Annotated in this window: 13 protein-coding genes; 5 read left to right on the forward strand and 8 right to left on the reverse strand. The window is 61.7% G+C overall.

The annotated features are described in order from the left end of the window. Window positions 1–354 precede the first annotated feature (354 nt). From J2857_RS06705 to J2857_RS06725, 5 genes are all read right to left on the reverse strand, one after another. Complete coding sequence (locus J2857_RS06705; protein WP_210009242.1) at window positions 355–1,284, reverse strand: DMT family transporter; 930 nt, start codon at window positions 1,282–1,284, stop codon at window positions 355–357. Window positions 1,285–1,375: 91 nt separating this feature from the next. Beyond that, window positions 1,376–2,578: a lytic murein transglycosylase gene (locus J2857_RS06710; RefSeq protein WP_210009244.1), complete on the reverse strand. Its 1,203-nt coding sequence runs from the start codon at window positions 2,576–2,578 to the stop codon at window positions 1,376–1,378. Window positions 2,579–2,719: 141 nt separating this feature from the next. After that, a complete protein-coding gene (locus J2857_RS06715; protein WP_210009246.1) occupies window positions 2,720–3,505 on the reverse strand; it encodes a glycoside hydrolase family 25 protein in 786 nt (261 codons plus the stop codon). A 147-nt stretch (window positions 3,506–3,652) separates the two neighbouring features. Continuing rightward, window positions 3,653–4,321 carry a class I SAM-dependent methyltransferase gene (locus tag J2857_RS06720; RefSeq protein ID WP_210009248.1) on the reverse strand — a complete coding sequence of 223 codons (669 nt, stop codon included), beginning with the start codon at window positions 4,319–4,321 and terminating at the stop codon, window positions 3,653–3,655. Then, window positions 4,321–5,568, reverse strand: coding sequence for a DUF3419 family protein (locus tag J2857_RS06725; RefSeq protein WP_210009250.1), 1,248 nt, complete (start codon window positions 5,566–5,568; stop codon window positions 4,321–4,323). The genes J2857_RS06720 and J2857_RS06725 overlap by 1 nt, the downstream gene beginning before the upstream one ends. A 164-nt stretch (window positions 5,569–5,732) precedes the next feature. On the opposite strand from J2857_RS06725, the gene J2857_RS06730 reads away from it, so the two are divergent. Further along, the gene (locus J2857_RS06730; protein WP_210009252.1) at window positions 5,733–7,085 is read left to right on the forward strand and encodes a serine hydrolase domain-containing protein; all 1,353 of its coding nucleotides are present in this window, start codon (window positions 5,733–5,735) and stop codon (window positions 7,083–7,085) included. Between the two features lie 41 nt (window positions 7,086–7,126). On the opposite strand, the gene J2857_RS06735 is transcribed toward J2857_RS06730, so the two are convergent. The 3 genes from J2857_RS06735 to J2857_RS06745 all read right to left on the reverse strand — a co-directional run bounded on the left by J2857_RS06735 (window position 7,127) and on the right by J2857_RS06745 (window position 10,233). Continuing rightward, window positions 7,127–8,236, reverse strand: a complete 1,110-nt coding sequence (locus J2857_RS06735; RefSeq protein WP_245363037.1) for a lytic transglycosylase domain-containing protein — start codon at window positions 8,234–8,236, stop codon at window positions 7,127–7,129. Window positions 8,237–8,337: 101 nt separating this feature from the next. Next, entirely contained in the window at window positions 8,338–8,973 is a 636-nt protein-coding gene (locus J2857_RS06740; protein WP_210009254.1) for a LysE family translocator, read from the reverse strand. A gap of 48 nt (window positions 8,974–9,021) precedes the next feature. Next, a complete protein-coding gene (locus J2857_RS06745) occupies window positions 9,022–10,233 on the reverse strand; it encodes a pyrophosphate--fructose-6-phosphate 1-phosphotransferase (protein WP_210009256.1) in 1,212 nt (403 codons plus the stop codon). Window positions 10,234–10,561: 328 nt separating this feature from the next. Here J2857_RS06745 and J2857_RS06750 point away from each other — a divergent pair, with 328 nt between their 5' ends. The 4 genes from J2857_RS06750 (at window position 10,562) to J2857_RS06765 (ending at window position 14,165) form a co-directional block, all read left to right on the forward strand. Beyond that, window positions 10,562–11,311, forward strand: coding sequence for a J domain-containing protein (locus J2857_RS06750; RefSeq protein ID WP_210009258.1), 750 nt, complete (start codon window positions 10,562–10,564; stop codon window positions 11,309–11,311). Then, window positions 11,308–12,069, forward strand: a complete 762-nt coding sequence (locus J2857_RS06755) for an N-acetylmuramoyl-L-alanine amidase (RefSeq protein ID WP_210009260.1) — start codon at window positions 11,308–11,310, stop codon at window positions 12,067–12,069. Before J2857_RS06750 ends, J2857_RS06755 begins: the two co-directional genes overlap by 4 nt. A 241-nt stretch (window positions 12,070–12,310) precedes the next feature. Then, entirely contained in the window at window positions 12,311–12,907 is a 597-nt protein-coding gene (locus J2857_RS06760) for a lytic transglycosylase domain-containing protein (protein ID WP_210009262.1), read from the forward strand. A 67-nt stretch (window positions 12,908–12,974) separates the two neighbouring features. Next, window positions 12,975–14,165: an NAD(P)/FAD-dependent oxidoreductase gene (locus J2857_RS06765; RefSeq protein WP_210009264.1), complete on the forward strand. Its 1,191-nt coding sequence runs from the start codon at window positions 12,975–12,977 to the stop codon at window positions 14,163–14,165. Window positions 14,166–14,208 lie beyond the last annotated feature (43 nt).

The raw sequence follows: 14,208 nt of genomic DNA on the forward strand, positions 1-14,208 counted from the left end.
ATCAAACGGTCGTGGATGCGATATCTTGAACTGGTAGTGGAACTGGTGGCGCTCAAATGAAGAGCATGGATGCCACAAACACAAACGCTGCACCGACTACCAAGACATTGAGAGAGTATGTACGTCCCATGTCTGCCTCCTTGCGTTGACGGGCAGACTTTATGTCGGTTTTGTGCCGGTTGGGAAGCGTGTTTCTGTGCTGCAGTGCCGCAGACTTGTCCGGATCGCCTCGGCGATGATTGCGTAAGCTATTGATTTCTTGTTGTAAATCATCTGTTAATCTTAATTTCCGCAAAGTTAAAAAGCCGTGTACGGCTGTTAACTTCTGACATATTCCGTGATGGTTTCGACCCGTTACGACGCGCTGGACGGTGAATTGCTGCGCCTGCGAAGGAGCCTTCCGTCGAGCAGGACCAGGCCAAAACCGATCAGCAGCATGCCGACGAGGTCGGTTGCCTCCAATCTTTCGCCAAGGAAAAGCGCGCCGAGAAGGATCGCGCTCGGGGGCACGACGAGCGTAACCAGAGAGGCATTCGTAGCGCCGGCGAGCCGAAGGATACGGAAATAGAGGAGATAGGCGAAGGCAGTCGACAGGAGCGCCAACGCGAGGATCGCAAGAACGGCATGCGACGATGGCGTCGGTAGCGCCCAGGGCTGGTCTGCGATCAGCGACACCGGAAGCATGATCAGGGTGGAGGCGGTAAGCTGTCCCGTGGCACTGACCGGTGCCGGCAAGCCGCCGAAACGTTTGCCGTAGGTGCCTGCCACTCCGTAGGAGATTGCCGCAAGGATCGGCAGGATCAGCGCCCAGAACGGCACGGATGCGGCCGGCGTGATGCCGGGGCCGATCAGCACGGCGGTGCCGGCCAAGCCTGCCAGGCAGCCGGCAATTTTCGCCCTCGTCAGTTTCTCGTCGGTCGTCCAGCGATTGGCGATCAGCACCGTCCAGATTGGTGTGCTCGCGTTGAGGATCGAAGCGAGGCCCGCGCCGATCTCGGTTTGGCCGAAGAAGATCAGTGTGTGGGGCAGGGCGTTGTTGATGAAACCCATGATGAGGAAAGACCGCCAATGGGTGCCGAGCGTCGCATAGAGCCCGAACCGGCCATGCAGATAGATGTGCAGCGCTAGAGCCGCCAGGAAGAGCCGCAGGAAGACGAGCGTGAAGGGCGGCACTTCCAGGACCGCGATGCGTGCGAAGAAGAAGGATCCGCCCCAGATCAGCCCGAGCAGCAGGATCAGTGCCCAGACGGTGACGCTGGGCTTTGAAATGGCGGCGGTTGTCATGCGGTATCTCCCTCGCGGTCAACGCGAGGGAATAACCCTACGGTGCGCGAGTCGCCACCCGATTTCGTTCGGGCGGCGACGGTTGCGATTTTTAAAGAGCAGAGAGCAGAGACTGGGTCGGCCATCCGTCGGCCGGCAGGCCGAGGCGTGCCTGTTCCTTCTGGACGGCCTGGCGGGTGCCCGATCCGAGGATGCCGTCGACCTTGCCGATATCGTGGCCAAGCGCTTCGAGCTTGGTCTGCAGCGCCTTCATGCCGCCATCGTCGAGGCCCTGTTCCGGCGTCCCCTTCTGATAGGTCGGAGCGCCGGCAAGCCGGGTCGCGAAATAGGCGGCCGAGGTCGTGTAGATGAACGACTGGTTCCATTCCAGATAGATGTTGAAGTTCGGGTAGGTCAGGAAGGTCGGTCCCTTGCGGCCCTGTGGCAGGATGAGGGCTGCCGGCAGGTTGCCGAAAGTGGTCACGCCATCGCGCGGGGTGACGCCCAGCTTGAACCATTCGCTTGCCGGGATCTCGTTGCCGAGGCCCGACTTGTCCCAGGGCAGGTTCTCGGGCAGCGTCACTTCCTGCATCCAGGGCTGGCCGGGCTTGAAGCCCATGCTCTGGATAAATTTGGCGGCGGTCAGGATGGCGTCCGGGGAACTGGTCTTGACGTTGATATGGCCATCGCCATCGCCGTCGACGCCGTGCGCGATAATATCCTCGGGGAGCATCTGGACCTGGCCGATCTCGCCCGCCCATGCGCCCGTATTGGTCGCCGGATTGAGGTCGCCGTGCTGGACCATCTCGATCAGGGCGATCAGCTGCGGGCGGAAAAGCTGCGGGCGGCGGCAGTCATGCGAGAGCGTCACCAGGGCATTACGCGTGTTGAAATCGCCTTGGACGGCGCCGAAATCGGTCTCCATCCCCCAGAAGGCGGTGATGACGCCGGGCGGCACGCCGAATTCCTTCTCCGCGCGCGCGAAGACGTCCGCATATTGCTTGATCTTCTGGCGGCCGATGTCGAGGCGCGCCTGGCTGACGGTGCGCTGCGAAAATTCGAGGAAGGTCTGGCGGAAGACGCCCTGAGCCCGGTCGCGTGACAGAACTTTCTGATCGATCTGGGCGCCGGAAAGCGCTTCATCCGCCGCATTTGCCGAAGCACCCATGGAAATGGCTTCAGCTTTTACGCCGTTCAGGAAAGCGCCGAGATCGCCGCCGCAGGCAGGGGCCGGCGACTGGGCAAGCGCGGTGGAGGCAAGGCAGCTGGTGATGACGAAGGCAAGGGCGAGGCGACGGGCAAAGCGAGCGGACATTCGGCGTTCCTAGAATCTGAGTAAGCGCCGTCAGATCTCGGAAAATTTTGTGACCGAAACGTGGGCGGCAGCCATGTTGGCGCAGTTTTTATCGCAACTGCTCACACATTGCCAGACACCTATTCGCCATGGGAACGGGGTTTACTTTGCGGTTGCCGCAACCCAGCTATGCCAATTCTTGGACGTGCCCGCAAAGACGTTGATATCCATCTCGCCTTTGATTCCCGGCACGACGCCCGTCGAGGTATACTGCCAGAAAGCCCAGCGGCGATCCGGGTAGATCTTGGTCGGATGCTGTGCCACGGCGCGGAGCCAGAAATGGTAGTTGCTGAAGGCGCCGACGAGATTGTCGCGGTGGAAATCCACGGACGTGTAGATGATCGGCCGCTTGCCGTAATAGGCCTCGATCCGGTCCATGAAGCGCTGCATGGAGGCGCGCACCGTTTCGGGGTCGGGACGGGTCTTGCAGGTCGGCGAGGACTGGTTCCATTCCATGTCGAGGACCGGCGGCAGTTTCACCGCGTCCCGGGGCACGTTGTTGATGAACCAGTCGGCCTGTTCGTCGGCCGTCGAGCAGAAATAATAGAAGTGGTAGGGCGCATAAGGAATGCCGGCCGATGCGGCGCCCCGCCAGTTCAGTTCGAAGGTCGGATCGATGCGATCCTTGCCTTCCGTCGCCTTGATAAAGACGAAGGCGATCCCCGACTTCTTGACGGCGGGCCAGTCGATATCGGTGCCGTTCCACTTGGAGACGTCGATGCCATGGATTTCGTGCAGGCCCGGATGGTTCTTGCCGAAATCCTGCGGATCACTGTCCTTGAACCGCATCTTCTTGACCGAAGAGGTTTCCATCAGGTCATAGCTTGAAGATGTGCACCCCGTGGCAAGGAGCGCGGTCGCAAGGAGGGCCAGAAGGAGCCGAGGCATGAACATCCCGTATGGTGTCGATGTGGAAGCCTCTTGCCCCGTTCGACGCAAAACAGGGAGGCATGAACTCCATATTCACCATAACGTCGTAAAAAATCGGTTAGGGCAAGAGGGTTTCCGGCCTGGAATGGCGGGATGCGCGGGATTTTAGCCTCGGCGACGGATGACGGCATGCCAGGCATAACCCCGGCCGATCTCCTCGAAGATCATGTCGGCATCGGCGCTGGCCAGCTTGCTCTCCAGCACTTCGTACAGGTTCGGCCGCGGCGTGACGTGGAAACGCGTCAGCCACGCCTTCAAAAACCGTCCGAACCAGCCCGGCAGCCGTTCCTGCTGGCCGAAATCGACGATATGCAGCGAACCGTGTGGTGCGAGAGCCGCAAGCGAGGCGTCGATCGCCTTTTCCCAATCGGGAATCATCGACAGCGCGTAGGAGATCAGGATGCGGTCGAAGCCGGTGGTGCCGAATTCCTCCGCCTTGAAGTTCGTCGCATCGGCCACGCGGAATTCAGGCGTGACAGGCCTGCCGCGGAAATTGGCCTGGGCGCTTTCCAGCATTTCGGCGGAGATATCGAGGCCGTAGAGCTTCGCCGCAGGATAATGGCGGTGGGCGAGGGCCAGATTGCGGCCCGTGCCGCAGCCGACTTCGAGTAGCGACGCATTCGGCGGGACATTCAGTCCGGCAATCGCCCGGTCGCGGCCGAAGAGGTAATATTTGCGGGTGATGTCGTAGATATGGCGCTGATACCGGTACATCCGGTCCATGCGTTCGGCGTGGCCATTCGACAGGGGGCTGCTCGCCATATCCGTCGTCATCAGGATTTCTTCACGTAGATGTGGAAACCGCCGTAGATCGCCGAGCGATCCTCAAGGTTAAGTTCGTTGGAGCGCTCTAGCAGATAGGACCACTGGTCGAGCAGGGCAGATGGAAGACGGCCGTCGGGCACGCTCTTTTCGGCGGCGGTGCGGAAGATCACGCGGGCGCCGGGGGCGGCAGTGCGGGTGATCTCGGACCAGACGTCGTTGAGCTGCTCGTCGTTCATCCAGTCCTGCGCATCGAGCAGGACGTAGCGATCGACCGAACCGGCGGCCTTCTGGGCCAGAAGCTCGGTGAAGCTTGCATGATGGACCGTGACGCGCTCGGCGTTGTCGCGGATGGCGCGATAGTTTTCGGCCTTGAGGTAGGTCGGCAGCGTGCCTTCCTCGGGCTTCGGATAACGGCGCGCGAAGGCCTGCCAGGCGAAATAGTTGTCGCGCAGCGGGAAGTGGCAGGCGAGCTTTTCGAGGCGCTGGCGCAGGACCGGGGCAATCGAGCCGTCGGAAGCAAGGCTTGCCAGCTCATCATATTGCTGCGGCGGGATGCCGAGGCCGAACAGCGAGCTCTTGCGGCTGGTGATCCAGCGGATCAGCGGCCTGTCGAACAGCGGAGCGATGCGGTCGTCGAAGAACTGGCGCTGTTCGCGCAGCGACTTGGCATTGGCCATTTCGGTTAGGTCGATGCCATGCAGGCGGGCGATCAGGTGGCCGGCGCCGATGAAACGACCGAGCAGACCGGTCTTGTAGATGTTGCGGTCGAACACTTCGATCCGACGGCGACCGGCGATCGAGCGCTTATCCCAGTAGGCACGGGTTGCCGCATCGAGGTTCGGCGCGATGAAGGTGTCGTAGCTTTTGCTGTTGGTGCGGACGCCGTCCATGCCGAAATGGCGCACGACATCGCCATGGCCGGGCAGGTGACGGAAGGCTGCGAGCTTCAGGCGGTTCAGCGCGACGTGATGCGGGTTCAAATCAACGACATCGATCTTTTTCGGCGAGCGGGACAGATAGGCAAGCATGTTGCAGCCGCCGGAACCGATGGTGACGATCGAATGCTGGTCGGAAAGCTCCATGGCGGTCATGTCGACTTCCGGGTCTTCCCAGATCTGCGGATAGACGAGACCGGAGAACAGCAGGCCGAAAAGCCTTTCCGAGAAACCCTGTCGGGACAGAGCTTTATGCTGCAGAAGTGCGTCCTTCAGCTTCTGGTTTTTCCGAAAACCGGCTTCCTGTGCAATATCCGCCATGGTCGAGTCCCACCTTGTCCAGAGTTTCAGGGCGTGTAAACCCGTCATGCTACAGATTGATGACGCTGCCTGTGGCCAGTCCCACTTCCACGCGACCGCGACCGATCACCCCTTCCTTGTCCCCGAGAATCCTGATTGCATGCGGCCTTGGAATGGGAGGCAGCATGCGGTTGTTTGTGCGGTTCGTAAAAATCCTCTGCGGCGTCATCGTCGTCGGCCTGGTCGGGCTCGGCATCTGGCTCCATACCTCGCCGCCGGAACTGCTGAGGGTGGGCAGCGGCTATTCGGCCAAGATGGTCTGCTCGAACGTCTTCCTTGCCGGCCGCGACAGCGGCGAGGTTCTCGCCATCGATGTGCAGGCTCCTGGTCACCCGCTTCTGAGATTGATGCGGGTCTCCGTCGATCGGACGGAAAAGCGGGTCCATGCAGCCCTGCTCGGCATTTTTGCCGGCAATGACGCGGTCTATCGCGAGGGATCCGGCTGCGCCGTGGTCCCAGATGGGACACCGGTGGCAGCTGTCGGTATTCCGGTGCCTGCCGTTACGTCAGTCGATCCGTCCAAGCTCTGGCCGGAAGGGGGGAAAGTGGAATCCGATCCGTCGGTTGGGCGGATTCTTTCAGACGCGGATCTTGCCGGTCCGGGCATGCGAGCGGTGGTGGTGGTCAAGCGGGGGCGAATCGTCGGCGAGACCTATTCGACTGGCTTTTCCAAGGATACGCCGCTGCTCGGCTGGTCGATGACCAAGACCGTGAACGCGGCGATCCTGGGCACGCTGATTCGCGGCGGAAAGCTTTCGCTGGACGACAGGGGCCTGTTTCCGCAATGGCAGGGCAACCAGCGCGGCGATATCCGGATTGCCGATCTCGCCGCCATGGAGAGCGGGCTCGCGTTCAACGAGAATTACGGCGCGGTCGCCGATGTCACCCGCATGCTCTACCTGGAGCCGGACATGGCGAGTTTCGCCGCCGATCAGCCGCTCGAGGCGGATCCCGGTTCGCGCTTCAGCTATTCTTCCGGCACGGCGGTGATGCTGTCAAAGATCTGGATGGACAAGATCGGCGGTGGGGCTGCGGCGCTCTCCTATCCGCGCGCCGCCCTGTTCGGTCCCCTCGGCATGCAAAGCGCCGTCATGGAGGCCGATGCGGCAGGCACCTTCGTCGGCAGTTCCTATATGTATGCGACCGCGCGCGATTGGGCCAGGATGGGGCTTCTGCTTGCCCATGACGGCGTCTGGAACGGCAGCAGGATGCTTCCGGAAGGTTTTGTCGAGTTGATGCATCAGCCGAACGCCACGTCGAACGGGCGCTATTCGAAAATGCAGTCCTGGCTGCCCGGCAAGAACAATCCCGACATGCCGGCGGACGCTTTTTTCCTGCAGGGGCATGACGGGCAGACCATTACGGTCATCCCGTCGCTCGATCTGGTGGTGGTGCGGCTGGGGCTGACACCGAGCTGGAACCGCTACGATCCGACCCGGCTTGTCGCCGAGGTGGTGAAAGCAACAACGGCGCCCTGAGGCGCCGCTGAACATTTTCCACCAGGCATTTTTCAGCCCGGTTACTTTTCCAGGACGTCCAGCATATTCTTGCGTTTGGCATCATAATAATAGCCGCGCGCATAGAGCTTGATAGCGTTGTCGTTTCTGTTATCGGCGACAAGCCAGGCGCCGCGCAGGTATTTGATTGCGTATTTCAGGTTGGTCTCGGCGTCGAGAAGGCCGGCCGGCGGGCCTTCGTAGCCCATCGACTTGGCGGTCGAATACTTGATCTGCATGAGGCCCCAGTAGCCGTTCTTGTGATAGGCCTTGGGATCGTACTTGCTTTCCCGGTGCACAACGCGGTGCACCAGCGATTCCGGCACGCCGTACATGCCGGCGTAACGCTTGATGAGTTTCTTCAATTCCGGCGGCGCATCGGACGCCGTGGTCGGCATCGGCTCGCCGGGGGCCGGAGGGAATTCCATGGCGGATAGTGCGGCGATGGCTCTCGGCTGCGATGCATAGGCAAGCGTTGCGGTGTCGGGGCGTGGGGTGGGAACAACGGTCTGCAACGCGACCATGTCCGGCGTCAGTTCCCGCTCGTCCAGCGCGATCGCCGAAGCTGCCGCCGGCTGGATCTTGCCTTCGCTGACCGCTGGCGCGATGGGCGGCGACACCAGGCGGCCGCCTTTCGGCGTCGCGAGGTTCGCAGGCTGGGCCGACGCGAGAATTGTCGATGTGGTCGGAGCAACGGGGGGCGGCATCATCGCCGGGCCGGGCGTCGGGGCAAAGGCGACGAGCGGCGCCATGGTGGGCGATGCCATAGCGGCCGATTGAACGGATATCGCATCGGCGGTGGCGGGCATTGGAATGGGAAGTCTTGTCGTCTTGGCGAGCGCCACGGTCGGTTGTGTGCCGGCTGCCGGGGTGGCCGAAGCAAGCTGAACTCCCGGAGGGGGCATCTGGCCGGCAACCTGCGGCCCGTACACGGGCAGGTCGGCCTTATGGATCGTCGTCTGGCCATCCGCGGAGGCCGTCTGCACAGGTCCGGTCGCCTGGCCGTTGGTCGGGGCAGCTGTCTGCGTCGCTGCGAGCTTCTGCTCGCGTTCGACGCTCGAACATCCGGCGAGAGCCGAAGAGACGGCGCACACCACAACCGTCCCGCGGCCGAGGAATCGGATTATCGCCATTGGGTCGCTTTCATGAAAAATTGGTTACCCCAGTCGCCCAAACGCCACCAAAAGAGTGTTTTGATTAACCTATTGGGCGGCGTCCGGCAAGACGGCGAACGTCAGGCGGCGATCCGGCGATAGCCGGCGGTGACGGCGCGGCGGGAAATGAAGCGGGTCTGGGGCTTGCGCGAGGCGGAGTTGAGGTTGGCCGGCCGGCGTCTGCGGCTGAGCACGCGGCGCGGAAAAAGCACGTGAATTCCGGCTCCAAGGGCTGCGCAAACAAGGAAGGTCGCCTGCATCTCGAGAAGCTGGGGCAGGAGCGACCGGTCGGGATCGACGAACTGGGCAAGCACGGCCGCAAGGACGACGGCATAACGCGCCTGAAAGGCGGATTTGCCGAACAGGCATCCGAAGATTCGCGCTGCCCGACATTCGGGAAGATTGTCGTTGTCGGCGATCGGGCCGGAGATTCGCGGGTCTTGGTAGGACCAGAGCACGTAGAGCATCAGATAGCCCAGTCCCGCCCAGGAGATCACGTCGATGAGCTTGGGCAGGTAGACGGCGATCAGGACCATGGGGATCATCGCCACGATCAGGGCGGCCGACATTCCGACGGCAAGCCCCGGGACCGTCGCGATCGCCGTGCGGCGACCGCGTTGAAGAGAGAAACTGGCAGTCAGACAAGCGAGAGGGCTCGGAAGGAGGGCGAGAAAGATCGCGGTCGCAGCAAAAGCGAGCCAGATGTCAGCCGTCATTCCATTTCCTCCCGGACGCCCGTGAGCGGCGCCCGCCAATTTCCTGTCTCAAGCCGCTTCGAAGGGCTGGCCGATATGATCCATCACTTCGCCGAACCATTTTGCCGTCAGATCGAAATGTTTTCCACCCTTGATTCTGGGAAATTCGATCGTGCGCAGTTTTCCGTTCTGATCCTCGTCGTGGCCGGTGACGCCCGAAACCTTGTTGAGCGCGCTTTCGACCGCGAGATCCACCATGCCCTGGATGAGACGCAGGTCGTCGCCGTTTGCCGGCGCCGAGCGGGCGAAATAGCCGGACTTCTGCACCATCGAGCGATCCGCGCCGATCAGCGCCGCGAACTGCTTCTGGAACCAGCCGCCGACATTGATCGTGTCGATCTTAACATGGCCGAACGCGTCGCGCTTGATCGATTCGCCTGCGGCTTCCCGCTCGGCGACGATCGTATCGAGGCCGGCACCTTCCGAAACGAACAAGGTCACGAAACCGCGCCTGTCCATGACGTCCTTGAGGCGTGCGGCCTCCTTGTCGAGGTCGAAGGCCATTTCCGGCAGGTAGACACCGTCGATGTTCTTCATCGCGCTGTTCATCATGAAGCCCTCGACATATTCATTGCCCTTGGTCTTCTGAATATAGGCCCGTGCGGTCGCGGCGGTAAGCCAGCCGCAGTGGCGTCCCATCACTTCGTGAATCACAAATGTGCGAGGAGCGGCGCTCTGCTCGTTGGAAACGTTGTCGAAGAAATAGGCGCCGACTTCGGCAGCCGTCCAGGCGCCGAGCGACTGGCGGATCGGCACGATGTCGTTGTCGACCGTCTTCGGCAGGCCAACGACGGTGAGATCATAGCCGTTGGCGCCGAGATAGGCGGCGAGGTCGGCAGCCGTCGTATTGGTGTCGTCGCCGCCGATCGTGTGAAGGATGGTTATCCCATCGGCAGCCAGCCTGTCGGCGGCAACGCGAAGCGGGTTTTCACCTTCCTTGACGAGGCCGCGCTTGACGCAGTCTGCGGCATTGGTGAGCTTGACGCGGCTGTTGCCGATCGGCGAACCGCCGTAGCGGTGAAGCAAATGGGCTTTTTCGCGCATGTCCTTGGTGATTTCGATGCGGTCGCCGAGCAGGACGCCCTGATAACCGGAGCGATAGGCCACCATCTCGATATCAGGCGCGACGTCGTTGTAGCGCTCGATCAGGCCCCCGACGGCGGAGGACAGACAGGGCGCGAGGCCCCCTGCGGTCAGCATTGCTACTTTCTGTTTGGCCATCGATCCTCCTTCACGCGCATGCCCGCGTACAGTTCAAAACCGCTGGAATGGATGCGACAGAGACCGGCCCCTGTAAAGTGAATTTCTCAAGAAAAACCGCAGCTTCGACTCTTGGGCGCAGGAGAGCCTAATATAATCGATTCAACCACCTCGGCGCCTCGGGTCCCGCCTGTGGAAAAGGAAATCCGGAGGCTTCCCAATTGTCCCGAAGTGCATGGTCACCTGCCTGTGAGCGCCGGTGATTGTTCGGAAAACATGAACATAGTTTAATCTGAGACGGACCGCAGGTCGCCTTGCAATCTCAACTATAATCTGGTCCACTGCACTCATGATCTGGGATTTTGCCTGCCTTCACTTTTCCTCCCTTTGGGAACGGCTTCTCGGCGCCGTGGGCGACGCCGCCGGCAACGCGCTCGGCCGCGTCGTCGATGCGATCCGCACCGTGTTCGAGGGCGATCCGGAAACACGCCGGCAGGTGTCTTTTTCGGTCGCCATCATCGCGCTGTCGGCGAAGATGGCGAAGGCCGACGGTATCGTCAGCGAGGCCGAGGTCAAGGCATTTCAGCAAATATTCGATTTTCCCGACGAGGAAGCCCGCAACGTTGCGCGCCTCTATAACCTCGCGCGCCAGGACGTTGCAGGTTACGAAGCCTATGCGACGAAGCTCGCCGGATTGTGCAGCCCAGGCGCCGGCAAGGCCAATAATTGCCCGATGCTGGAAAACGTCGTCGACGGGCTGTTCCATATCGCCAAGGCGGACGGTCTGGTACATGAGGCGGAACTGGCGTTCCTGTCGCGCATCGCCGAGATCTTCCGCATCGACGAGGGGCATTTCCGCCGCATCATGGCGCGGCACGTGCATCTCGACGGCCGCGATCCCTATCTGGTGCTTGGCGTTTCGCCGGAAGACGATTTTGCAAAGATCCGCAAGCAGTATCGTACGCTGGTGTCCGAGCATCATCCGGACAGGCTGATCGCCCGCGGCGTTCCGGCTTCTCTGCATGCCGCTGCCAATGAGCGCATGGCGGCACTCAATGCCGCATATTCGGCGATCGAGAAAGAGCGCCGCGCCGCATGACGCCGTTCAACGCCGACTATGCCGGCGCGACGGTAAGGCCTTCCCCCAATCACGGCGAGCGCGCCGGCGGGCGCAGGCCCGACATGATCATCCTGCATTATACGGGCATGCCGAGCGGCGATCAGGCGCTCTCCTGGCTCTGCAACGAGGAAAGCCAGGTCTCGAGCCACTATTTCGTCCACGAGGACGGAGGCGTGGTGCAGCTCGTACCGGAGGACCGCCGTGCCTGGCATGCCGGCAAGAGCTCCTGGGCCGGCGAAACCGACATCAATTCCTGTTCCATCGGCATCGAGATCGCCAATCCGGGCCACCCCGGAGGCCTGCCGGACTATCCGTCCGCGCAGATCCAGGCCGTCGTCGAATTGTGTCGCGATTGCGGCCAAAGGTGGCAAATCCGACCGGAAAGGGTGCTTGGGCACTCCGATGTCGCCCCGATCCGCAAGGTCGATCCGGGCGAAAATTTCCCCTGGCAAAAATTGCACCTTGACGGGATAGGTCATTGGATCGATCCAGCGCAAATCAGCGGCGGACGGTTTTTCCAGTTCGGCGAGAGCGGCCAGCCTATCGAGGCCCTGCAGTCGATGCTGTCGCTCTATGGCTATGGAATTGAAATCACCGGCACTTTCTGCGAGCGCACCAAGGGCGTGGTCGAAGCCTTCCAGCGGCATTTCCGGCCGCAACTCGTCGATGGGATCGCCGATTTCTCGACGATCGACACGCTTCATCGGCTGCTCAAATCCTTGCCAAAATTCAATTAGCGCGGGCGCCGTGGCGGTCGTTTGAGGCCGCGCCAAAACCGCAAAATTTTGCAGTGCCACATCATCTCCTTATTAGCCCGGTCTAAAGGACCCGCTAACGGCAGCCGCCATGTGGACGGGGGTTGCAAAGATAAACGACCAGGATTCGTGAAACATCGCACCGTCAATCCGGCGACGCGATGAGTGGGTGTTTGCGTAACGACACCCGCGGTTCCTGTTGGTCCGGAGACACCTCACCTCTATGAATAAAATGATTGTTGCTGCCGCGGCGGGCTTTGCCATGCTGGTCGCGGGAACCGAACTCGTGCGCGCTGAAGACGACAGCGTCAATGTCTATACCAAGCCCCTCATCATTCCGTGGGAAACGCGCGAAACCGGTTTTGCTGCGCCCACAGACGAAGCGAGACTGTTGGTTCGGCAGCTTCACTATTCTCAGTTGATCTCGAAATATGCGGACGAATACGACGTGCCGGAAGAACTCGCCCTGGCGGTGGTGCGGATCGAGAGCAATTTTCGCCCGACGGTCAAAGGCAGCGCCGGCGAGATCGGGCTGATGCAGATCAAGCCGGCGACGGCAAGGTTGATGGGTTACCGGGGGCCGGACTACGGTCTCTACGATCCGGAGACCAATATCCGCTACGGCATGAAATATCTGGCCGGCGCCCATGAGCTTGGCGGCGGCAAGATCTGCGGCACCATCCTCAAATACAATGCCGGCCACGGCGCCAAACGCATGAACCCGGTTTCCAAGCGCTATTGCAATCGGGTCCAGGCGGTGATCGAGACCGCGGAGCAGACGACCGAACAGACTGCGTCGCTTTCGCCTGTGGCATTTTGATTCCGAAAGCGGCTAGAAGTGTCTCCAGGATAAGACATTTCGGCCGGTGGAATCGAAAGGCGAGGGCATGACGGAGCGGTTCAGATTTATCGTGATCGGGAGGGGCATGATGGGCGCTGCGGCGGCCCGCTACCTCTCGAAATGGACCGACGGTATTGCGTTGGTCGGTCCCGGTGAGCCGGCGGACTACGAGCGCCATGACGGCGTCTTTGCCAGCCACTACGACGAGGCGCGCATCACCCGGACGATCGATCCCGATCCCGTGTGGGCGCGCCTCGCCAACCGTTCGATCGAACGGTACGGCGAGATCGCCCGCGAGAGCGGCGTGGATTTCTATTCCGAATCGGGCTGCCTGCTGGTCGGACCCAAGCGCGGCGACGGGCCGTCTTATGTCGGCAACGTTCTCGAGGCGGCGAATAAGCTCGGTGTTTCGACCGAGACGCTGTCGGATGCGGATCTCGCGGGGCGATTCGGCTTCTTCTCCTTCCCCAGGGAGAGCGAAGGCGTCTGGGAACCGAAGAATGCCGGGCACATCAATCCGCGCCGGCTGGTGAAGGCGCAGGCTCTGATTGCCGAGCGCCAGGGCACGACGATCATTCCGGAGACGGTGGTTTCCGTGCGGCAGGACAGCGATTCCGTGACGGTTACGACCGCCGAGGGCGAGAGCTATCGCGCAGAAAAAGTGCTGGTAGCGGCCGGCGGATTCTCCATCAACGAGAATCTCTTGGGCGCGCGGCTTGATCTGGAGGTTTATGCCCGGACCGTCGCCTTTTTCGAGGTCGACGAGGCGGCGATGGATGTCTGGGGCAGGGTGCCTTCGCTGATCTGGAAGTGGCGCGAGGGCGAGGACGGCATCTACCTGCTGCCGCCGGTACGTTATCCCGACGGCAGGATCTATCTGAAGATCGGCGGCGATCCGGACGACCTGCTGCTGCCGACCGAGCCGGACATCCGCGCCTGGTTCCGCTCGGGCGGGCGCGAAAGCACGCGCGCCCGGCTTGCCGAGATCATGACGCGGCTGATGCCGGAGCTCGATCTCTCCCGTTCGTCGATGACGGCCTGCGTCACCTCGTTCACCCCGACGGGTTATCCGGCGATTGCGATGACCGAGGCCTCCCGGATCGGCATCCTCAGCGGTGGTTGCGGGGCGGCGGCCAAGAGTTCCGACGAGATCGGCCGGCTTGGTGCCGAGCTGATCTTCCATGGGAGAATCCGGGACGACGCCTATTCGACGGATTTCCGGGCCGATTATCTCTGATCCAATCGAGCCTGGCCTATGGCTTTCGTCATTCATCTCGTTT

The organism is Neorhizobium galegae, from assembly GCF_017877055.1.
Taxonomy (GTDB): domain Bacteria; phylum Pseudomonadota; class Alphaproteobacteria; order Rhizobiales; family Rhizobiaceae; genus Neorhizobium; species Neorhizobium galegae_D.